At 65.3% G+C, this 22,080-nt stretch carries 17 protein-coding genes, 1 tRNA gene, 1 pseudogene and 1 riboswitch; of the genes and pseudogenes, 14 read left to right on the forward strand and 5 right to left on the reverse strand.

What is annotated here, in order from left to right; genetic code table 11:
• Positions 1–45: 45 nt before the first annotated feature.
• On the reverse strand, positions 46–726 hold the full coding sequence (locus U1H82_RS17145; RefSeq protein WP_322966189.1) for an RBBP9/YdeN family alpha/beta hydrolase: 681 nt from the start codon (positions 724–726) through the stop codon (positions 46–48).
• A 162-nt stretch (positions 727–888) separates the two neighbouring features.
• On the opposite strand from U1H82_RS17145, the gene U1H82_RS17150 reads away from it, so the two are divergent.
• The 5 genes from U1H82_RS17150 to proC all read left to right on the forward strand — a co-directional run bounded on the left by U1H82_RS17150 (position 889) and on the right by proC (position 4,000).
• Entirely contained in the window at positions 889–1,623 is a 735-nt protein-coding gene (locus U1H82_RS17150) for a TlyA family RNA methyltransferase (RefSeq protein ID WP_322966190.1), read from the forward strand.
• A gap of 90 nt (positions 1,624–1,713) precedes the next feature.
• On the forward strand, positions 1,714–2,265 hold the full coding sequence (locus U1H82_RS17155; RefSeq protein ID WP_322966191.1) for a TspO/MBR family protein: 552 nt from the start codon (positions 1,714–1,716) through the stop codon (positions 2,263–2,265).
• A gap of 21 nt (positions 2,266–2,286) precedes the next feature.
• A complete protein-coding gene (locus tag U1H82_RS17160) occupies positions 2,287–2,544 on the forward strand; it encodes an accessory factor UbiK family protein (RefSeq protein WP_322966192.1) in 258 nt (85 codons plus the stop codon).
• Positions 2,545–2,682: 138 nt separating this feature from the next.
• Positions 2,683–3,186, forward strand: a complete 504-nt coding sequence (locus U1H82_RS17165) for a type III secretion system chaperone family protein (RefSeq protein ID WP_175312383.1) — start codon at positions 2,683–2,685, stop codon at positions 3,184–3,186.
• Between the two features lie 10 nt (positions 3,187–3,196).
• Positions 3,197–4,000 (forward strand): pyrroline-5-carboxylate reductase, encoded by an 804-nt coding sequence (gene proC, locus U1H82_RS17170; protein WP_322966193.1) that lies wholly within the window; start codon positions 3,197–3,199, stop codon positions 3,998–4,000.
• A 328-nt stretch (positions 4,001–4,328) separates the two neighbouring features.
• On the opposite strand, the gene U1H82_RS17175 is transcribed toward proC, so the two are convergent.
• On the reverse strand, positions 4,329–4,826 hold the full coding sequence (locus U1H82_RS17175; RefSeq protein WP_322966194.1) for a MarR family transcriptional regulator: 498 nt from the start codon (positions 4,824–4,826) through the stop codon (positions 4,329–4,331).
• A gap of 51 nt (positions 4,827–4,877) precedes the next feature.
• Here U1H82_RS17175 and U1H82_RS17180 point away from each other — a divergent pair, with 51 nt between their 5' ends.
• From U1H82_RS17180 to U1H82_RS17215, 8 genes and pseudogenes are all read left to right on the forward strand, one after another.
• The gene (locus U1H82_RS17180; RefSeq protein ID WP_375339554.1) at positions 4,878–5,981 is read left to right on the forward strand and encodes a branched-chain amino acid aminotransferase; all 1,104 of its coding nucleotides are present in this window, start codon (positions 4,878–4,880) and stop codon (positions 5,979–5,981) included.
• A 63-nt stretch (positions 5,982–6,044) separates the two neighbouring features.
• A tRNA-Gln gene (locus U1H82_RS17185) sits at positions 6,045–6,119 on the forward strand.
• Between the two features lie 211 nt (positions 6,120–6,330).
• Positions 6,331–6,585 (forward strand): annotated as a pseudogene (locus U1H82_RS17190) (transposase); the annotation flags it as partial.
• Between the two features lie 86 nt (positions 6,586–6,671).
• Positions 6,672–6,992, forward strand: coding sequence for a hypothetical protein (locus tag U1H82_RS17195; protein WP_322966196.1), 321 nt, complete (start codon positions 6,672–6,674; stop codon positions 6,990–6,992).
• A 148-nt stretch (positions 6,993–7,140) separates the two neighbouring features.
• A riboswitch (TPP riboswitch) is annotated at positions 7,141–7,250 on the forward strand.
• A 33-nt stretch (positions 7,251–7,283) separates the two neighbouring features.
• Entirely contained in the window at positions 7,284–9,593 is a 2,310-nt protein-coding gene (locus U1H82_RS17200) for a TonB-dependent receptor (protein WP_322966197.1), read from the forward strand.
• 8 nt (positions 9,594–9,601) lie between these two features.
• Positions 9,602–10,741 carry a phosphotransferase enzyme family protein gene (locus tag U1H82_RS17205; protein ID WP_322966236.1) on the forward strand — a complete coding sequence of 380 codons (1,140 nt, stop codon included), beginning with the start codon at positions 9,602–9,604 and terminating at the stop codon, positions 10,739–10,741.
• Positions 10,741–11,310: a nicotinamide riboside transporter PnuC gene (gene pnuC, locus U1H82_RS17210; protein ID WP_322966237.1), complete on the forward strand. Its 570-nt coding sequence runs from the start codon at positions 10,741–10,743 to the stop codon at positions 11,308–11,310. Before U1H82_RS17205 ends, pnuC begins: the two co-directional genes overlap by 1 nt.
• A 99-nt stretch (positions 11,311–11,409) precedes the next feature.
• Positions 11,410–11,913, forward strand: a complete 504-nt coding sequence (locus tag U1H82_RS17215; protein ID WP_322966198.1) for a cupin domain-containing protein — start codon at positions 11,410–11,412, stop codon at positions 11,911–11,913.
• A gap of 27 nt (positions 11,914–11,940) precedes the next feature.
• Here the strand turns inward: U1H82_RS17215 and U1H82_RS17220 are convergent, their stop codons facing one another.
• The 3 genes from U1H82_RS17220 to U1H82_RS17230 form a co-directional block, all read right to left on the reverse strand.
• Positions 11,941–15,228 carry a family 43 glycosylhydrolase gene (locus U1H82_RS17220; RefSeq protein WP_322966199.1) on the reverse strand — a complete coding sequence of 1,096 codons (3,288 nt, stop codon included), beginning with the start codon at positions 15,226–15,228 and terminating at the stop codon, positions 11,941–11,943.
• Positions 15,229–15,407: 179 nt separating this feature from the next.
• A complete protein-coding gene (locus U1H82_RS17225; protein ID WP_322966200.1) occupies positions 15,408–16,424 on the reverse strand; it encodes a metallophosphoesterase in 1,017 nt (338 codons plus the stop codon).
• Positions 16,425–16,655: 231 nt separating this feature from the next.
• The gene (locus tag U1H82_RS17230) at positions 16,656–19,598 is read right to left on the reverse strand and encodes a TonB-dependent receptor plug domain-containing protein (protein ID WP_322966201.1); all 2,943 of its coding nucleotides are present in this window, start codon (positions 19,596–19,598) and stop codon (positions 16,656–16,658) included.
• A 95-nt stretch (positions 19,599–19,693) separates the two neighbouring features.
• Here U1H82_RS17230 and U1H82_RS17235 point away from each other — a divergent pair, with 95 nt between their 5' ends.
• Positions 19,694–22,069 carry a S9 family peptidase gene (locus U1H82_RS17235; protein WP_322966202.1) on the forward strand — a complete coding sequence of 792 codons (2,376 nt, stop codon included), beginning with the start codon at positions 19,694–19,696 and terminating at the stop codon, positions 22,067–22,069.
• Positions 22,070–22,080: the final 11 nt, after the last annotated feature.

Consider the following 22,080-nt stretch of genomic DNA (forward strand, 5'->3'; position numbering starts at 1 on the left):
GTTGAGCGAAGTCGAAGCGCACGCCCCGACATTCGCCCGCTTCCCTTACCGCCCCAGATAATGCGCCTGCGCCGCGTCGGTCGCATTCACCGCCAGCACCGCGCGCGCCTCACTCGGCGGCAGCGGTCCTGAGGGCGTCGGCCGGTCCATGCCGCTTGCCGCGATCACCCGGTCGAGCAGTTCCTGCCCCTCCTGCCACCAGCCGAGACCGCTGGCGGCATTGATATGCCCCTGATGCCCGGCATCGACGAAATGGCTGCCCCAATCGACCGCCAGGCTGTGCGCGCGGTCGATCGAGATCCAGGGATCGTCCTGGCTGGCCACCAGGATCGATGGGAAGGGCAAAGGCGTACGCGGCGAGGGCGCGAAACCCTTCAGCGCATCGGGTGCATCGGCGCGATTGACATCGGCAGGCGCGACCAGCAGCGCGCCTGCGACCGGCCAGCCATAGGGTTGTGGCGACAACTCCGCCCACCATGCGACCGCCAAGCAGCCGAGCGAATGCGCCGCCAGGATCACCGGTGCCTGCGCCTGCCGGATCGCCTGATCCAACCGCGTGACCCAGGCGTTGCGATGCGGCGTCGACCACATGCCCAGTTCGACCCGGATCGTGTCGGGCCGCGCTTCTTCCCAAAGGGACTGCCAGTGCGAGCGGCCGGAGCCGCCAAGGCCGGGGACGGTGAGGACCGTTGGTTTGCGGGCCTCATAGGATGCGAACGAACCCATATGGCATCTCCTCGATTCCGGGCCGGGTAGCCGGGGGGCGTGGTGCCGAGCGACTCCGGGTCCATGCGCATCAATGTATTCCTACTAAACTAATAGGCAATAGCTTGTGCGCCGGGCGGATCGCGACTTGCGACGGGCCGAGGTGGCGGGTAGGGGCGGGCCATGGCCAAACAGCGTGTCGACCAGATGCTTGTGGATCGCGGACTCGTCGAGTCCCGGTCGCGTGCGCAGGCGCTGGTGATGGCGGGGCTGGTCTTTTCGGGTGACGTGAAGATCGCCAAGCCCGGTCAGCAACTGGCCGAAGACGCCAATCTCGACGTGCGTGGCCGGGACCATCCTTGGGTGTCGCGCGGCGGCATCAAGCTGGCGCATGGGCTGGAGCATTTCGGCTGGGACGTCGCGGATGCGGTTGCGATCGATGTCGGCAGTTCGACCGGCGGCTTTACCGATGTGCTGCTGCAAAACGGGGCGGCGCGCGTCTATGCGGTGGACAGCGGCACCAACCAGCTCGCTTGGCGCCTGCGCCAGGACAGCCGCGTCATCGTTCATGAACAGACGAGCGCGCGCATTCTGACCGAGGCGCATATCCCCGAGCCGGTCGATATCATCGTATGCGACGCCAGCTTCATCGGGCTGGCCAAGGTACTTGAGCGGCCCCTGCGCTTTGCCGCACCCGATGCGCGCCTGCTCGCGCTTATCAAGCCGCAGTTCGAGGCGGGCCGCGACGAGGTCGGCAAGGGCGGTGTGGTGCGTGACCCGGCGGTGCACCAGCGGGTCTGCGACCAGGTGGTCGCCTGGCTGACCGACAGCGGCTGGCAGGTCGCAGGTGTGGTGCAGAGCCCGATCACCGGCCCCGAAGGCAATATCGAGTTTCTGGTGGCCGCATCCCGAAATTGAACGGGTAAGGGCCAAATAACGTTGACCTTTCCGTTTACTGTCTCCGGGTGGTGGGGCAGATCGACGGGCATCATGGCGAAAGAGGAACGAGTGGGAAAGATCGCATCCAAGGGGCAGTTGCGGATGTCATTCCTGCGCTGGGCGATCGTGATCGTTCCGCTGATCCTGCTGCTGGGCTTCGCTTCCGGCCGTTCGGTGCCCTCGGGGGCCGAGAACAGCTGGTATCGCGCGCTCGCCAAGCCCGAACTGACTCCGCCGGGCTGGGTATTCCCGGTCGCCTGGACGACGCTCTACATCCTGATCGGGCTGGCGCTGGCGATGATCGTCCATGCGCGCGGCGCCAAGGGGCGGGGAGTTGCGATCGGGTTGTTCGCGGTGCAGTTCGCGCTGAACCTGGCCTGGACGCCGCTTTTCTTCGGTGCGCATCGGGTCGGCATGGCGCTGGTCGTCATCGTCGCGATCCTGCTCCTGTCGATCGTCACCACGGTCGCTTTCTCGCGCATCCGCAAGGGGGCGGCGTGGTTGATGGTGCCGTATCTGGTGTGGTTGTCCTTTGCGGGCGTGCTCAACTGGCGGATCGGCCAGCTCAATCCCGATGCGGAAAGGCTTGTGCCGGGGGCACAGACCTCCCAAATGCTGTGAAACGAATTTTGGGAATTTGATATGCAGGCCGATAACAAGCTGTTCGACGATTTCGCCAAGGTGATGAACGGCCTGGCGGGCACCGTGGCGGGCATGGGGCGTGAGGCGGAAGCCAGCGCACGGTCGCGGGCGCGCGAATGGATCGGCGGGCTCGACTTCGTCAGCCGCGAGGAGTTCGAGGTCGCCAAGGCGATGGCCGTCGCCGCGCGGGACGAGGCGGATGTGCTGAGGGCGCGTCTGGACGCGCTGGAAGCGCGCTTGAACGGCACGCAATCCTGACCGACTTGATATCTCAATGGAGCCTGTCTGGCACGCTCGGCCAGATAGCTATCCACAGATTTCGGCATTGGATGGCTTGCGGCCTGCCCCCGCGCAGTGCAACCTGCGCTGGTCTGGGTTTGTTCGCAAGGGCCTGTGATGCTTGAATCGACCGATCATGAAGCCGAAGAATCGGCCCCCATCGACATGCTGGAGGCCTATTTCGCCGCCCATGGATGGGAACATGAACGCCACGACGAGGAAATCGTCGCGACGGTCAAGGGCAGCTGGGCGAGCTACGAGCTTCGCGCTCTGTGGCGTGACGACGACAGCGTCCTGCAATTCCTGGCTTTTCCCGACATCAAGGTGACCGAGGATCGCCGCGCCAGCATCTATGAGGCGCTGGCGCTGGTCAACGAACAGCTGTGGATCGGCCATTTCGAGCTATGGTCCAACAGCGGCATCCTGCTCTATCGCCACGCCGCGATGGTCGATGGCGGCGAGGATGGCACCATCTCGCTTTCCGCCACCGAGCTGCTGGTCGAATCGGCGATCGAGGAGTGCGAGCGCTTCTATCCGGTGTTCCAGTTCGTCCTGTGGGGCGGCAAGACCCCGCGCGAGGCTCTGGCCGCCGCGCTGATCGAGACGCAGGGTGAAGCCTGAGGGCAGGGGCGTGAGGCGCTTTCCGACCGGGCCGATCTGGCTGATCGGATGCGGCAACATGGCAGGCGCGATGCTTCGCCGCTGGCTGGCCGAGGGACTCGACGCCGCCCAAGTCACCGTCATCACCCGCAGCGGTACACGCGCGCCGGAGGGCGTCCGCTCGCTGACCGCTTTGCCGGTCGATGAGACGCCCGCCACGCTGATGTTGGGGTTCAAACCGCAGCAGCTGGACGATATCGCGCCGACCCTGGCGCATCTTCATCCCGCTCTGCTGCTGTCGATCCTGGCCGGGGTCGAAGAACAAACGCTGGCAAGCCATATTCCGGCGGGTGCGGTGGTGCGGATGATGCCGAACCTGCCGGTGGCGATCGGGCAGGGGGTGACGGCGCTCTATACCCGTTCGACCGACCCCGCCGTCCGGGACGCTGCCGAGGCGCTGGCCCGCCCGCTGGGCATCGCCCCCTGGGTGGAGGACGAGGCGCGGTTCGACGCCGTCACCGCGCTGGCGGGCTGTGGCCCGGCCTTCGTCTTCCGCTTTGTCGATGCGCTGGCCCAGGCTGGTGTGGGACTGGGCCTGTCCCCCGAACTGGCGCAGAGCCTTGCGCTGGCGACCGTCGATGGGGCTGGGGCGATGGCGATAGCGGCCGATGCCTCGCCGGACGTTCTGGCGGACCGCGTCGCCAGTCCCGGCGGTTCGACCCGCGAGGGGTTGAACGTTCTCGACGCGGATGATGCGCTAAAGCGACTGATGGCCGACACGCTGGCGGCTTCGGAACGGCGCAATCGTGAGATGGCCGCCGCCGCGCGGCGCTGATCTAGAGCAGGATGACGTCAGTTTGATCCAATCCGTCATTGCGAGCGTAGCGAAGCAATCCAGGGCGTCCTGCCCGGACACTGGATTGCTTCGCTACGCTCGCAATGACGATTCCAGCTCATGTCATCCTTCTCTAAGCTATTAAAAGACCAAGATTTTGCGCGCAGAGGCGCGAAGAGCGGCGGCCATAAGGAAGCCGCCTCCCGTCATGGTTGGCGATGGAGAGCGGAGGGGCGTTTACCACCCAAAATCTCCGCGTCCTCTGCGCCTCCGCGCGAACCAAAACTCTTTCGTGCCTTGGCCACTTCGCTTGCTCTAAGAGCTGTCCTTAGTCGTCGTTGGATCGCAGATCGTCGATCCGGGCCCGCTCGTTTTCGGGGATGAACCCCTCCAGCACGGTCCAGAATCCGGTTACCGCCTGCTGCCCCGCACGCGCATAGGCCTTGGACAGCTTTTCACGCAGCGCGTCGAACAGCTCCGCCTCCATCGCCGCACCCGTGGGGGTCAGGCGCAGCAGCCTTTGTCGCCGATCGCGATCACCGGGGCGCGTTTCGACCAGGTCGCGGCTCGCCAGCTCGTTAAGCACACGGCCCAGCGACTGTTTGGTGATCGCAAGCAGCGATAGAAGCTCGCTGACCGTCATGTCGGGCTTGCGCGCCATGAAATAGAGCGCGCGGTGATGGGCACGGCCCAACCCTTGCGCGGCGAGACCGCGATCAATCGAGCGCACGAGATGGCTATTGCCGAAATACAGCAATTCCATACCCCTACGGAGTTCGGGCTCACGGAGAAATTGTGCCGATGCGGACTGGTTCGAGGCAGCCATGTTGACCCGTCTAGACACAGGGCCTAGGCCACGGCAACCCAAAACAGAGAGATGATCATGGAAGCGCCTCAATCCCTTACGTTTCGGTTCGATCCTTGTGCGACTCCCGTCGTGGCGAGCGAGCGGGCGGCGCGTCTGGTCGATCCGGGGTTCGGACGGGTCTTCACCGATCATATGGCGCTGATCCGCTATAGCGACGACAAGGGCTGGCACGACGCCCAGATCACCGCGCGCACGCCGCTTCAGCTCGATCCGGCCGCGTCGGTCCTGCATTATGCGCAGGAAATCTTCGAAGGCATGAAGGCCTATCGTCTGGCCGATGGCGGCACCGCCCTGTTCCGACCGGAGGCGAATGCCCGCCGCTTTCAGGATTCGGCCCGCCGCATGGCGATGCCCGAGCTGCCCGAGCATCTCTTCCTCGAATCGGTCGAGCGGCTGGTCGCGGTCGAACGCGACTGGATTCCTGAACAGGATGGCGGCGCGCTGTACCTGCGCCCCTTCATGTTCGCCAGCGAGGTGTTCCTGGGCGTGAAGCCCTCGGCCGAATATCTCTATATGGTCATCGCCTCGTCGGTCGGTGCCTATTTCAAGGGCGGCGCGCCTGCCGTATCGATCTGGGTGAGCCAGGGCTATACCCGTGCGGCGCCGGGCGGCACGGGTGCGGCCAAGTGCGGTGGCAACTATGCCGCCAGCCTGCTCGCGCAGAAGGAAGCGATCGCCAATGGCTGCGACCAGGTGGTCTTCCTCGACGCGGTCGAGCGTCGTTGGGTCGAGGAACTGGGCGGCATGAACGTCTTCTTCGTGTTCGACGATGGCAGCCTCGTCACCCCGCCGCTGACCGGCACCATCCTGCCCGGCATCACCCGCGATTCGATCCTGACGATCGCGCGCGCACAAGGGCTGACCGTGCGCGAGGAACCCTATGCCATCGACCAGTGGCGTGCCGACGCCGCCAGCGGTCGCCTGGTCGAGGCCTTCGCCTGCGGCACCGCCGCCGTCGTCACCCCGATCGGCAGCGTCGCGGAGCCCGCCGGTCGATTCACCATCGGCAGCGGCGGCCCCGGTCAGCTGACCACGCGCCTGCGCGAACAACTGGTTTCGATCCAGCGCGGCCAGGCCCCCGACCCCCATGGCTGGATGCGCCGCCTGGGCTGACGATTTCCGCCGATTAAGGGCTTTTCAAGAGCGGCGCGCCGGGTATAAGGCGCGCCTCTCCACTGGGGCGTCGCCAAGCGGTAAGGCAACGGTTTTTGGTACCGTCATACGCAGGTTCGAATCCTGCCGCCCCAGCCAGGCTTTTTCAGTAGTTTGGGTATTACCAGAAAAGTTGCCCGCCGGCCGTTCCGCACTTTTGGGCAAGGTTCGCCTTCGGGGCAGGCAGTCGCCTGCCTGCGCCCCCTCGATTAACAGTCGAGTGGAAAGCGCGGATTTCTGCGGCATTGTCGAGCGGTAGCGCAAAAAATCGAAGGCCCCTCACTCCGTGGCAATAAGGACGCGCACTGTCGATGCCGCCTATGACGCTGATCCGCTACGCACCTTAATCGCCGATGACCTCGGCGCCACCGCGCACATCAAGGCCAATCCCAGCCGAACGGCAAAGCCTTCCATCGACTCGCGCCTCTGCAAGGAGCGCCATCAGGTCGAATGCTTCTTCAACAGGCTTAAACGCTTCCGCCGCATCGCCCTGCGCTGCGAAAAGACGATCGCCGCCTTCCTGGGCTTCGTCCACCTCGCTTCCGCCATGATCTGGCTACGCTGAATGCCGACGCCGCCCGGGGCGCCCTGCACATACGCCGACACTTCCAGGCCCGTGCGTCTGCGGGGCTGACGTGCTAACCCGGCCCCATGTCAAAATCCCAAAGCACGGCCGGTACCGTCAATGTCGACGGCATTTCCTATGACTGGCACCTTCAACGAGAGCCGCATCTGTCCGATGACGAGGGTTGGAAGGGGATGACGATCGCCGTGCTTCAGCAGGATACCAAGCGCGAGGCATGGCTGGAATTTCCGGCGCCCAAGCGGCTGTTGAAGGGGCTGCCGCGTGGCCGTCTCCAGCTGGACGACGCGACGATCGCGCGGTGCGTGCGCTCCGCTCTGTCGGCGGGGTGGGACCCGATGTCGCGCGGCAAGCCGGTGGTGTTCGTGGTCGACGCCGAAGGCAATTGACGCGGCTCCCCGGACGCGGGGCCGGAGCCAGCACCAGCGCGAACCCGTAAAAATCCCCGCCAGACCATGGCCTTGGCGTGGGCGGAGGGCATGCCGCCATATTCCTGTCACGATAACCGTTTGCACGTCCTGAATAAGCGCCTAGACGACGCCATCCCCGGGGAACCGCTGACGCGCGGTTGAGAGGTGGGCAGCAGCCCATGACCCGCCGAACCTGATCCGGGTCATACCGGCGTAGGGAGGGGTGGCGGTTCGTCCGTCGTCCCTTCGAGTGAAGTGGACGTAAAGACGATGCCGGTTGTGATTTCGCGCGATCAGACGCTGATCCGCTATGCTGCTCTGTTGCTGTCCGCCGCATGGCTGGCGCTGCCCGTCGAGGCGATGGCGCAGCAAGGCACCGAAGCTTCGGCCGATATCCGCGTGATCGGTCACCGCGATCCCGAAGGGCTGCTGCCCGATCAGACCGCGCCCAATGCGGTCAGTGCGATCTCCAGCGACTTCATCGTCAAGCAGGCGCCGACGCTCAACGCGTTTCAGCTCGTCAACCTGTTGCCGGGCGCGAATGTCGCCTCCAGCGATCCCTATGGTCTGTCGACGAGTTCGAGCCTGACGCTGCGCGGTCTGGGCCAGGACGAGATTGGCGTGCTGATGGAGGGCGCGCCGCAGAACGATATCGGCTATTATTATGCCTATCCCTCGCAATTCGCCGATCCGGCCAATGTGCGGAAGATCGCGCTCGCGCCGGGATCGGTGGATATCGATGCACCGACGGTGGTGGGGGCGGGGGGCCTGTTATCGCTGACCCTGGACGATCCCAAGACGACGCGTCAGCTGCTCGCCGATCTTTCGGTCGGTTCCTACGACCTGCACCGGGTCTTCGTCCGGGTCGATACCGGGACGATCGGGGATACCGGCCTGAAGGCGTTCCTGTCCTATTCAAATACGCGCGCGGACAATTGGCGCGGCGCAGGTTATGACACGCGCCAGCATATCGATGCCAAGCTGCTGCGCGAATGGGACGGCGGCAACCGCGCCAGTCTGGCCCTGTCGTATAATGATGCCAATTCCTCCAGCTATCCCAGTCCGACACTGGCCGACTGGCAGGCGCTGGGGCGCGGGTTCAACTATGACGCGCGCTACACGCCGGGGAACACCAATTACTGGCGGCTGTACCGCGCGCCGTTCCGCAACCTCTATGCCTCGGCCCCCGTGCATCTGGTGCTCGGCGATCGCCTGACGCTGGACAGCACGACCTATCTGCAATTCGGCTATGGCAATTCGCCCTATGGCACCCAGTTGGCGACCACCGGCAATTTCCTGGGCAATGAGGAACTGGCCGAGCCGATCGCGTTGCCGGGCGCCGTGGACGGTGTCGCGACGGTGCTCGGCAACTATACCGGCGACCAGATGCGGGTCGGCCATGTCGGCAAGCTGACCTTGCAGGCTGGCAGGCACCGGCTCATGGCGGGTCTGTGGTTCGATTATGGTACGGACCGCGTCACCCAGACCTATACGTCGGTCGATGCCGAGGGGCGTCCCGCCGACCCATGGGGATATCGTAGCAAGGCCATCCATACCGCCGATGGCCGCCTGCTCGCTTATGAGAATCAGCGCACCGTCACGGTGACGAAGGGCGTCTTCCTGGCCGACAGCATCACCCTGAGCCCGCGCCTGACGGTGGATATCGGCTTCAAGGGCGTCAACCTGCTGCGTCATGGCCGCAATTACCTGCCGGGCCCGCAAAGCACTGTCCGCCGTGACAGCTTTACCGCCCTGCCGCGTGCCGCCATCCATTATGCGATCGACGACCGGCAGCAGCTCTTTGCCAATGTCACCACCAATTTCCGGCCCCCCAACGAGTTCACGCTCTATGACAGCTATGATGGCGGCGTGGTTTCGACACGCGGGACTGCCGCGCTGAAGAACGAATATTCGGTGTCGCAGGAACTGGGCTATCGCTATATCGGCCCCAATCTGTCGGCGTCGGTCACCGGCTTCCACTATACGTTCCGCAACCGTCAGCTCGCGACGGTGGTCGAGAATGGCGGTGCGCTGGTCAATTCGACGCTGAATGCCGGGGGACAGAGTTCTTACGGCGTCGATGCCGAGATCGACTATCGTCCCGCCAGAGGCGTCAGCGTTTATGTCTCGGGCGAATATCTGCGCGCGCGGATCGACGATGACCTGCCGGTCGGCGACGATTTTCTGCCGACGCGTGGCAAGCGGGCGGTGTCGAGCCCGACGCTTCAGATCGGCGCTGGCAGCACCTATGACGATGGCCGCCTGTTCGGCAGCATCGCGGGCAAATATGTCGGCCGCCAATATGCGACCTTCATGAATGACGAGAGCATCAAGGGGTACGCCACGTTGGACCTGGCGATCGGCGTCCACCTCGCGGACTGGCTCGATGGTAAGCGGACGGACCTGCGGCTCAACGCGATCAACGTCACCGATCCGCATATTCTGGCGGGTGTCCAGTCCGTTACCACCAATGCGCGCGATACCATCGGGCGGGGCGGCACGATCGTTACGGGGCGGGCGCCGGCCTATTATATCGGTGGCGGCGCGGCCGTCGTCGCGACCGTGTCGCGCGCATTCTGAGCATGACCATGTCCGGCGGGGAGCATCGTGTGCATGGCATGGGGCTGGCGATGGAGGCGCCTACCTGGCCTGCGATCACGCCCGACGAAGCGGCGGCGGTGCTGGCGCACTTCACGCAGGCCGAACGGATCGAGGGGCTGCGCTGGCATTCGCCGCGGCCCTTTTCCGCCGCCACGCTGATCGATACGACCGGCGGTACGCTCCTCCTGAAACGCCATGACCGCCGGGTGCGTAGTGTCGCGGGACTGGCGGAAGAGCATGGCTTCATCGCGCATCTCGCGGGTGCCGGGATGCCCGTGGCAGAGGTTCTGCGGACGAGCCATGGGGCGAGTGCGGTGGCGTTGGGGGCGTGGACCTATGAGCTCCATCGCCAGTCGGCCGGGGAAGACCTGTACCGCGACCAGCCGTCCTGGACGCCGTTCCGCCACCAGGAACACGCGTATGAAGCCGGGCGTACGCTTGCCCGGTTGCACCGCGCGTCGCAGGGGTTTGCCGCGCCGCCACGGGCCGTACAGCCCTTGGTTGCCAGCTTCACCATCCTGCCTGCCGCCGATCCGATGGCCGCCGCCCAGGCCTATGTCGATGCGCGTCCGGCATTGGCGGCGTTCCTGGAGAAACGGCCTTGGCAGCGGCAGTTGGCGTCGTTGTTCGCGGCGTCGGGCGAAGGGCTTTCCGGTCTCCTTGCGCGGCAAAAGCCCTTGTGGACGCATAATGACTGGCATCCCTCCAACCTGCTCTGGGCCGGAAACGGCACGGTCGAAACCGTGTTCGATTTCGGCTTGGCCGATCGCACCTGCGCGGCGCATGATCTGGCGACGGCGATCGAGCGGACCGCCTTTGCGTGGCTGGAACTGGGCGAGCGGCGGGATGATCGCATCGCGGACCCCGACGCGGCGCTGTCACTGATCGCGGGATATGAAAGGATGGGCCCGTTGGATAGCGCCATGATGGAGGCGGTCGTCAGGCTGTTGCCGCTGGTGCATATCGAGTTCGCCTTGTCCGAAATCGCCTATTTCGCGGGCGTGGTCGGTGATCTGGATGCGGCCCGGCTTGCCTGGGAGGGATATCTGCTCGGCCATGCGGCGTGGTTCTTCTCGGCGGCGGGGCAGGATTTCCTGGGCCGCCTTCGCGACGGGGCAAGCCTGTGATGTCGCCGCTGGAGATCGCGGCGGTCGCGATCAGCGTCCTGGCGATCTGGCTGACGGCGCGGCGGAATATGCTGTGCTGGCCGCTGAACCTCGTCGCCTGCGCGCTCTACTTCAAGCTGTTCCTCGACGTGCGGCTCTATGCCGACATGGCGTTGCAGGCCGTCTTCGGGATCGGCATCCTTTATGGCTGGATCGTCTGGCGCCGCAACAAGGAAGACACCGGGGCGGTGGTGGTGATGCCGCTATCGCGGCTGCACGCTGGCGTGGGTCTGGTCGTCGGGGCGCTTGGCGCGCTTGCGATCGGGTGGTTCACCAGCCGGCATACCGATGCGGCGTTACCCTGGCTGGACGCGACGCTCAGCAGTTTCAGCCTGATCGCGCAATATTGGACGGCGCGGCGTCATCGCGAGAATTGGCTGCTCTGGATCGCGGTCGACATCGTCTATGTCGGGATGTTCGTCTTCAAGGGGCTCGTGCCGACCGCAGGGCTGTACGCGGTGATGATCGGCCTCGCCATCATGGGCTATCGCGATTGGCGGCGGACAGGGGACGCGACGTCACACGGCTGACGAACGGTGTCGCCCTGCCTGATGACGATGTGCCGATCCCTCTGTTGCCGCGCGCGCTTGTCGATGCAACAACGTCGCTCTCAACGGGGTGATGTTAAGATGCGGATTTCGATCAACAAAATTGCGATCGCCATGCTCGCTGGCGTGACGTTCTCAACCGGCGCGGTGGCGCAGACGGGGGCTGCATCCACTCCTCCGGGCCAAACCGACGTCGCGAGCGCGACTGAGGTTCGCGCGCAGATCGCCGCGATGCTGGCCGATATGAAGCCAGGCCAGGGCTTCGCCTGGCGGCCGCTGCTGCGCGACGGACCGCGCGTCGCTGCCATCGAAATCTGGAGGAAGCCGGGTCGTCCAGCGGTCCATCCGACAGAGGCCGAATATGCCGTGGTGCTGGAAGGTGCCGGTACGCTGATATCGGGCGGCAGGCTGATCGCGCCGGTGACCCGCCGCGCGGATCTGATCGAGGGCGACCGGATCGAGGGCGGGACGACGCGCCCGCTTCGCCCCGGCGACGTGTTGCTCCTGCCCGCAGGCGTGCCGCACTGGTTCGGGATCACGGGCGATCGTCTGGTCCTCCTCGGCACCAAGCTTCCCGCCAATTGATCGCGGTCATCCGCCAGGTCTCGTTGATCACCGCACCGTGACCTCCATGGAAACGCGGCGGTTGGCGGGCGCGACTTCTTCGTCGGGGGCCATATCCAGCAGCGGGCGACCATCGGCGGCCCAGTGGACACGGCGCAGGCGCGCGTCGCGGCCGTCTCCGCCTACGCCATTGCCCCAGGTGTGATAGACATAGAGCGGGTTGCCGTCCTCGTCGGTGGTGAAGGCGCCGTGGCCAGGCCCTTGTTCGAAGCGCCGATAGTCTTCGTCACCCTCGGGCATGGCCACGCTCTTTTGCAGCGGGGCCGACCATTTGCGCCAGGAGTCGATCCGGGTGAGGTCGGCGTCGAGTGGTGCGGAAATGCCGTTGACGACATAGGTCGGGCTGACCCCCGAACTGGAATAGACGAGCGTCAGCCGCTTGTCGTGGACGAGTGCGAAGGCCCCCTCGGCAAGATTCTCCTCGACGGAGTTTTGCGGGGCGATAATCGGGGCGGGCGGGCTGGCAAGCCGTGTGGGTCGGGCGGGATCGACCTTGGCGATCCAGGTCAGCGGATCGCCCAGCGGACCGGATGTCGGGATGTAGCGCTGGGACCAGATATAATAGCCCTGACCACCGACCTCGAAATAGGACATGTCGAGACTGATATTGGCGGGCATGTCCGCGCGGCCGAGCGGGCTGCCATCGGCCTTGCGGATGGCGGCGGGCTTTGACCAGTCGGCGGGATTGGCGGGGTCGCCGCCCTCGCGCAGTTGGATGATGTGCGACTGGACGGTGGACCATGCGCCGCCCTCGCTGGATTGATCGTCCTTCGGGTTGAAGCAGGGCGCGAAGAGGATGGACAGCTTCCCGCCGATCTCATGGATTTCCGGCGCCCAATAGCATCCGGCGATCATGCGCCCTTCGGCGGTGCGATCGTGGCGCGTTCGCCGGTTGAGCAGGTCGACCTCCCGGGTGCGGCCGCCCTGATCATCGGCCAGCTCCGCAATGGTGTCGGCAATGCGAAGCGGCAGATGTGGCGAGCCGACATTGTTGTTGTCGGTGTCGTCGGTGGCCACGAACAGATAGCGTATGCGGCCGTCATGCTCCCATCGATAGATGTCGGGATCGGCGCGATTATAGGCGAATATCTGTGGATAGGGGCGCTGGCGGACCGTGCCGTGGATCAGATAGCGGCCGGGGCGGGTCAGGCTCGCGAGGTCACTCGCGTCCCAGTCCACCGCACGGGTGGCGGTGGAGCCGTCGGAATAGCCCAATGTCACGCGAGCCGCCTTCAGGTCGCGGGTCTGGCCGGCTGAGATGGTTCGAGGGGCGATGGTGGCCGTCCTATTGACGATCCGACCGAAGCGGGTCCTCAGGGCCGTAGCCGTGGCGTCGTCAATCGGCAGGGTATCGACCTCGGGGGTGGTGATGACACCCGAATGAACGTCGCCGACATTGCCGCCGGACATGATCCGCTGTCGTTTTCCTCCCGTTTGGGGATAGAAGGGCGTCTTCTGCCATTCCGTGCGGGCAAGGTCGGCCACGGTCGCCCAGCGCGGTCGGCCCACGCGATCGGCCCATGACACGATGTAGCGGTGAGCGGCGCTGTCCCAGATGGCACGCGCTTTCGTCACCCCGTCAGTCGTGTGGAGATCGAGCGTGCCAAGCTCGGTGAAATCCGGGGATTTGGGATCGCCGCGAAAGACGACCGTCGCGGTCGGGGCGGCGTCGGGCGTGCCATCCATGGCCACCCGCGTCGCGATGATGCCGAGCGTGCCATCGGCAAAATAGAAGGGGAACGGGTCCGCAACCCCTCGGAGGGCGACACGATCGATGCCGACATAGTCCCCGCGTGCAAAGGCGACGCCGTAATTGTCGTTGAGCGGGTTCATGCGACCATCGGCACCGGTCAGCGCGAGATGGACGCCACGTGCCACGGTCGGCTGGTTCGCTTCCTGCGTCGTCGTCGGCGTGCGGGCATAGGCTTCGAGCTGGCGGGCGGAGGCGTCCAGCAGCCTGACGGTGAACCGCTTGGTGACGGTCGTGCCGTCCGGCCGCTTGAGAATGCCCTCCAGGCGAATGATGCGCGCGCCCTTGCCGGGACTGGTGAGGATGCCGTCGAGCAAGGCGCGGCCGTCTGCGCGCCATGTCGCGACATGGCCGGTCGGAACAGGCAGGCGCGTACCCGACACCAGCACCGGTGGGACGATCCAGCGATCGGCGATGGTCGCGGCGTCCGGGCGCGCGGGATTCCAATGCGCGACAAGGGCGTCGCGCTCGGCGGCGGTGATCGCCATCACGGTGCCATGCCGTGGCGATTTGGGCAGGTTGAACTCACGCGGGTAGGTCCACGCGATCTTGCCGTCGAGCGAGTTGGTGCCAAGCGGGATATAGCCGACACCGCCATAATTATCGACCCACAGGTAATAGCGAAATCCGCTGGTATCGCCCGGATTGGCGCGGAACGCGGTCGGCCCTTCCACTTCGGGCGTGCCAGCGCGGCGGCCGATGCAGCGGTCGATGATCTTCCACGCGCCGGACGCGCCATCCGCCCGAAGCGAGGGAGACACCTGCGCCAGGATATCGCTTGATGGACAGCCGCTGGCGTCGCTGATCTTGGTGAAGCGATAATATCGGTCGCCGTCCTTCAGGACCGTCGCATCGATCATCCCCTTGGCCTTGACGGCGCCGGGCACGTCGGCGGCCTTGAACCATGGCTGGGGGGTGGTGAAGCTGCGGAAATCGCGGGTGATGGCGCTGAGTATCTGCGGACCGTTGCCGTCCTCCACCTTGTGCGCCGCGTCCTTGTAGAGGGTCGAGGTCCAATAGACGACATAGGCGCCGATCGTCGGATCATAGGTCGCCTCGGGTGCCCAGGTCATGCCCGCGCTGGGCAGGTTCACGCGGATATGGCGCTGCTTGCCCCAGTGGATGAGGTCGGTCGACTCCCAGATTTCCAGATAGCGGCTGCCCTGACTGGTCGACGCGTCCCAACCGGTCCGGCCGGTCGACAGGTCGGTGGCGAGAAGGAAGAAGCGATCCCCCTCGGCCGAGCGCATGATGAACGGGTCGCGCAGCCCCCGCGTGCCCTCGCTGGACTCGAGGATCGGCTGCGCGTCGTTCAGCGTCTGCCATTGCAACGCGTTGTTGCCCTTGGACACGGCGAAGCGCAGCTTTTCGCCATCGATCGTATTGCCGGTAAAATAGACGAAGACATAGGCCGAGGGCGCGGGCGCGGCGGCGGGGGCCGCCTTCACGGTGCCGTCGATCGGCACGATGGCATCGACACGCGGATCGGGGGCAGGAACCGTCCCGAGCAAGGCCGTACTCGCCATGGCGAGCAGCCATGCATGCCGAGGACGCGGTGCGCCGTTCATCCCAATTCTCCCCCGTGCGACGATCATGAATGCGACGATCATCGCACCGACCGTCTTACTGTCGCTTATCCGCCCATTATGTCGGACATTTGCGCTGCCGCAAGGGGCAAATTGGTGAACCCTTCGCCACGCGGGCGTTATGGCATCGGGCGCAATGTGAACAGCGTGATCTCTGACGGGACGCCCAGCCGGAGCGCAAATCCCGGCCATAGGCCGGTGCCGTTGCTGACATAGAGCGTCATGTCACCGATCGCGTATCGCCCCGACACGAACCCGGCATTGCCGCGCGCGACGAGCCGGTCGAGCCCCAGGAGCATGCCGCCATGCGTATGCCCGGACAATTGAAGTGCGACACCGCGTGCGGCGGCGGCGCGGGCTTGGCGAGGTTGATGGTCGAGCAGGATGATCGGCGCGTCGGCGGGCGCCCCTTTCAGCGCCTGGGCGAGGTCGGGCCCTGCCTCCCCGACGCTGGGGGCCGATAGGTCGGTCACGCCCGCGACGACCAGCCGGTTGCCGCCGCGCTCGATGACGGCATGGGCATTTGTCAGCATGCGCAAACCCATGTCCGACAGATGCCGTATCCATGCGCCGTAATCGAAGAAATATTCGTGGTTCCCCGGAATGGCATAGATGCCGTCCGGTGCGTGCAATTGTCGCAACGGCGCCACGTCCTCGCGGCGCATCTCGACCGACCCGTCGATAAAGTCCCCGGTCACGACGATCAGGTCGGCACCGGTACCGTTGGTGCGCTCGGCGACCGCCTTTGCCCATTCGGAGGTGAAGAGGCGGCTGATATGCAGATCGGTGAGTTGCACGATCTGATAGCCGTCAAAGGATGGCGCCAGGTCGCGGATGGCCACCGTCACGTCCCTGACCGGCGGGACACGCAGCGCATTGGCGACCCCGATCCCGGCGAGCAGAGCCGCCAGCCCCGCCACCGCATAGCGAAGCGCGGCAGGTTCACGGATCACCTGTTGACGAACCAGCATCGTCAGAAGCGCACCCATATCGACGATCAGTTGCAGGACAGCGAGCAGAAGCAGCGCGCCGAACGCCCAGTTGAAGAGGATCACGACCAGGCGCGGGAACTCTGGCGCGAAGACCGATCCCGACGAGAACCGGCTCCACAGATGGAATTGCGATGCCGCGAGCATCAGCAGCCCAGCCGGGATCTTGGCCCAGAGCGGTAGGGGCAGGGGCCACAGCCAGCGCGTCAGGACGATCAGCGTCGGGACGGCGAAGACAAGATTGAAAATGGGATCGGCTCCGGTTCAGTACGCGATGTCGTTCGTAAACGAGGCACGGGCCCTGAGTGTTCAACCGGGTGCCATGGGCGAGGGGGTGTCGGCCGGATACCGACACCCCCCCCCGTTGCAGCGGCAGGCTTAGCGCGTGAAGCGCAGGCCGACGAAGAAGGTCCGGCCGATCACGTCATAGACACCGGCCTGATAGCTCAGTTCGAAATTCGCGCCGCCCGCTTCGGCCCCCGGAATACGCGGCGGCTTGCGGTCGAAGGCATTGTTGAGGCCGCCCGACAGCTCGATATTCTTGGTCAGGCGGACCCAGCCGAAAAAGTCGTTGTAGAAGACGTTCGGCGTGAACACCGGATCATATTTTGCCGCGGTGATCGTGGTCGCCGCCTTCATCGGCGAGAAGTGGCGCAGCGTCCAGGTCGTGCCCCAGTTCGGCTGCGAATAGGTGGTGCGGATCACGCCCTTCCAGGTCGGGCTGCCGAAGACGCCGCGATATTCGGTGATCGTGCCCGGATCGCTGGGGTCCAGCGTATAGCGGCGGTTGAGCAGGCGGGTGTAATTGGCGTTGATCGACAGATTGCCCGCGCCCGCCCCCAAGCCCAGCCGCTCCAGATCGGTGGCATAGTTCAGGCCGAAGTCGATCCCGCGCGTCAGATATTGGGCCAGGTTGAGCTTCTGGGTGACCACCGACTTGATGTTGTTGCCCGCGTCGCGCGTGACCAGCGCGCAGAAGACGTTGGTCAGGCTGGGCTGGTCGACGCACTTGTTGATGATGGTCTGGGCGCCGAACGCGTCGATCGCGTTGCGCAGGTCGATGTTATAATAGTCGACGGTCAGCGACAGGCCGGGGATGAAGCGCGGCTCGATCACCGTGCCGACGGTCAGCGTCCGGGCGGTTTCGGGCTTCAGCGCCAGATTGCCCTTCGAGATGATGTCGCGATAGATCCAGTAGTTGGCCAGATCGGTCGGATTGATCGCCTTGCAATTGGCCGCGGTATATTGCGTCCGGGTGATACGGTTGGTGAGGTTATAGGCGTTGCAGGGGTCGGTCACCCACATGCCGCCGATGCTGCTGGCGGTGAACAACTCGCCGATATTGGGCGCACGGACCGCCTGGCCATAGGTTGCGCGGAAACGGATGTCGCGGATCGGCGCCCATTCGCCCCCGACCTTCCAGGTCGTGGTGCGACCGGCCGTGCTGTAATCCGACAAGCGCACCGCGCCGTCGATCGACAGGCTGTCGAAGAACGGGGTCGAGCGGAGGATCGGCGCATGGACTTCGCCATAGACTTCCTTGACGTTGTAATTACCGATCAGCGGCATCTGGGTCACGCCCAGCGTCGGGTCGTAGCGCGGGCTGTCGGCGTTATATTCGGCGGACACGCCGATATCGTTGCGCTCCTTGCGATATTCGGCACCGATCACCGCCTGCACCGCACCGCCGGGCAGGTTGAACAGCCCGCCCGAGATATAGCCGGAGGCGACCTGCTGGGTCATCGCCGACTTCGCCCAGCTCGACGTGTACTGGATATAGTTGATCATCGGCTGGGTCAGCGTGACGAACGGGTTGATCGGCACGCACCCGTCATTGGGGCTGGTCAGCGTGCTGCGGCAGATCGGATTGCCGCTGGCATCGGTCGTCGAATCCAGCCCCTTGTACCAGCGGGCATAGGAGGTTGCATTGAAGTCGCGCACCTGCTGCTCGGAGCGGCCATAGGTATAATAAGCGGTATAGTTCCAGTTATGCGCCAGCAGGCGGAAATCGCCCTCCGCCCCGATCACCGCCTGGACGGTCTTGCGGCGATACTGGGTCTCGGGGGTGCCGACTTCCATGACGCGCCGGGCGAAGTTGATGCCGCCGTCCGGCACCTTGCCGCCCGCCGCCGCGACCATCTGCGACGTGATATAGGGACTGTCGGCGGGAACCGCGTCATAGCCGAAGGCGGTCAGCGGCGCATAGGCGGCGGTCGAGAAGTTGCGTGCGAAGCTGACATTGCCGAACAGCTTGAACGCCTCGCTGAAGTCGTAATGGCTGGCGAGGCGGGTCGAGAAGCGCTCCGACGGGACGGACAGCAGCCAGCCGTCATAGCGGCCATGATATTCGCTGCCGTCCCCCGCCAGCAGCGTGCCCAGCGCCTCGCTGGTATTGGCCATGTTGACTTCGCCGGGGTTCAGGAAGCCCTGCGGCCCCAATATGGGTGCGCGCAGCGCGCCATTGGCGGCGACGGCGTAAAGCTGTTTGTTCAGGATCAACTGCGCCGAGTTGGACGAGTAGATGTTATAGTTGCCGTCATAAATCGTGTATTTCGACGCGCTCTTGGTCTTGCCGTAATAGGGATAGCCCTGCGCCGTCCAAGGGCGGTCCGCGCCGTTGATCCCCTTCGGCTGGTTGTCGTAAAAGCCGTAGAAGGTGACGTTACCACGACCGTCGGCGAAATTGGTGCCCGCCAGCAGGTCGAAGCCGTACTGGTTCATATCGTTGCGGGTCGAGGCATTGTAGCGGACGTTCGATTCCAGCCCCTGATAATTCTTCTTGAGGATGAAGTTGGCGACACCCGCCACCGCGTCCGCGCCGTAGAGCGCCGAGGCGCCGCCGGTTACGACCTCGACCCGCTCGACCAGGCTGGAGGGGATATTGCTGAGGTCCACGGCCGAGGTGCCGGGGATGGCGGGCACCTGACGATGGCCGTCGATCAGCACCAGGGTACGCTGCGTCCCCATGCCGCGCAGGTCGAGCGCGTTGATGCCTGCATTGCCCGCCAGATTGCTGGTCTGGTTGGTCTGGGTAATGGCCAGCGCCGGGAGCTGGTTGACGACGTCGGTGATCTGCTGCGACCCGACCGAGCGGATTTCGGCGGCGGTGACGACCGCGACGGGGGCGGGATTGTCCTTGGCATCGCGGCGGATGCGCGACCCGGTCACCAGCACCTCGCCGCTGCTGCCGTCATCGTCGCTTTGCGCCTTTGCCTGTGTGTCGGCCGTGGCACGCTTCTCCGTCTGTGCGCACAATTGCTGTGCAAAACAGGCGCATCCCAACATCAAGCCAGCGCGAATCGCCTTCTTTCGTTCAATCATGTCCCTTGCCCCCACTCTATGTATTTCGTATACAAAATATAGTCGCCGGTTAGTGTCAAGGGATCTACGGGCGAAAAGGGGGCTGCGTTACGTTTATGCCACAGTGGAAGAAGGCCTATGCCACACGCTCGCTGGGGGTATGGCTGACGCTATCGTTGGGGCTGCCCGCCGGGCCCGCCTGGTCGCAAAGCCGATCGGCCTCCGGGCAGCAGGCTGCGCCCATGCCCTTGACGGCCGTGCCGATCGCCGAGCGCTATGCCCGCGCCGATCGGCTGCTATGGCCGCAGCTCCCGAGCCTGCTTGCCAATGCTTCGCTGGCGCCGGTGTTCACCCAGGGCGATGGCGGGCTGCTCTACCGCACCGGCATTCAGGGCCGCCGCATGATCCATTATCTCGACCTGGCCAGCCACGCCCGGCGCGACCTTATCGATGAGGCGAAGCTGGCCACGCTGCTGGCGGCCAAGGTCGGGAAGCCGGTCGATCCGCTGGCCCTGGCGATCGAACAGCCAAGCGTCGACGGCGCGACGGGGGCGCTCAGCTTCACCGATCTGGATCGTCGCTGGACACTGACCTCGGACGGCACGCTTAACGAAGCTGCCAAGGGCCCGCCGGACGGGGAGGGCGTCGTCTCGCCCGATGGCCGGTTCGAGGTGGTCGCGCATGGCTATGACCTCTATGCGCGCGAGCGGAAATCGGGGCGCGAGGTCCGGCTGACCAGCGACGGCACCCGCGACCAGCCCTATGGGCGCGGGATCGCCCTGCTCCCCGATATCCTGAAGGCGGGCAGCGAAGAGCCGCCCATGCCGGTCTCGGTCAAATGGTCCCCCGAAAGCCGCCGGATCGCGACCTGGCGGCTCGACACGCGCGACGTGCCGCGTCTGTCGATCACCCAGGCCAACCCGCCGGGCAGCCTCTATCCGCGATCCTTCCATTATATCTATCCGCTGGCGGGCGGCGCGAAGCTGCCCCAGGCGCAGCAACTGGTGATCGATGTCGAGCAGGCGGTGCGGCAACGTCGCGCCAAGCCGGTGTTCCTCGACATCCCGAGTGAGGCGATCCTCTATCCCCAGGACCCGGATTTCAACTGGGAGGGGGACCGGGTCCGTTCGGTATGGACCCAGCGCGGCTATGGCGAATTGCGGGTCTACAGCGCCGACCCGACGACCGGTGCCGCGCAGGTGGTGGCGCGCGAAAAGGGCGATCCGCTGGTCTTCGTGACCTCCAGCTTCTTTCGGGCCGCCCCGGCGCTGGGCGGCGAACTGGACGTGTCGGAACGCAGCGGCTGGGCGCAGCTCTATCTCGTTCGTCCCGACCAGCCGGATCAGGGCTATCCGCTGACCCGTGGCGATTGGGAGGTGACGGGGATCGAGCATATCGACGCGCCCTCGCGGACGATCCTGGTGACCGGCGTCGGGCGGGAGGCGGATCGCGATCGCTATGACCGGGCGCTGTACCGGGTCACGATGGATGGGGCGGCTCCCCGGCTGCTGACACCCGAGCCGCTTGATCATGCGGTGACGGTGTCGGACGACGGGCGCTGGTTCGTCGATGCCATGTCCGATGCCGCGCATCCGACCCGCACCGTCCTGCGCGACGCCAGCGATGGCCGGATCGTGGCGGAGCTGGGCGCGGCGGACGATAATGCGCTGCGGGCGATCGGCTATCCGATGCCCGAGCCGTTCTACGGCGTCGCGGCGGACGGCCACACGCCGCTGCGCGCGATGATCTATCGCCCGATCGGCTTCGATCCGCACCAGCGATATCCGGTGATCGACAATGTCTATACCGGCCCGACCACGACGCAGGTGCCGGTCGGCTGGCGCGACATCATCTCGGCCAGTTCCTCCAGCGTGGCGCAGATCGGCGCGGTCGTGGTGATGATCGACGGGCGCGGCACCTCGCGCCGGGGCAAGGCGTTCCGCGCGCCCTCTTACCAGAATCTGGGCGAGGTGGGGCTGGACGATCATATCGCGATGATCCGCCAGATGGCGGCGCGCTATCCCGCGATCGATGCCAACCGGGTCGGAGTCTATGGCGGGTCGGCGGGCGGCTATGACGCGGCGCGCTTCATGTTGCGGCGGCCGGCATTCTTCAAGGTGGGGCTCGCCTGGTCGGGCAATCACGACCTGCGGCTCGACAAGGCGTGGTGGCCCGAGGCGTCGATGGGCAATGCCGATGCCGCCACTTGGGAGCGTAATTCCAACATGACCGTGGCGGGGCAGTTGCGGGGCAAGCTGCTGCTGGTCCACGGCGATATCGACGACAATGTGCCGGTGACCGAAAGCCTGCGTCTGGCCAAGGCGATCATCGATGCGGGGCGCGACGTCGATCTCGTCATCCTGCCCAACACGCGCCACTCGGTCTATCAGCCGTTCTTCTGGCGCAAGTTCCGGGATTATTTCACGCGCCATCTGCTGGACGAGGAACCGCCCCAGTCTTCGGTCCTGGCGCCTCGCCCCGATCCGCGTTGAGGTCGGGGACG

The organism is Sphingomonas fuzhouensis (assembly GCF_034659795.1).
Classification (GTDB): domain Bacteria; phylum Pseudomonadota; class Alphaproteobacteria; order Sphingomonadales; family Sphingomonadaceae; genus Sphingomonas; species Sphingomonas fuzhouensis.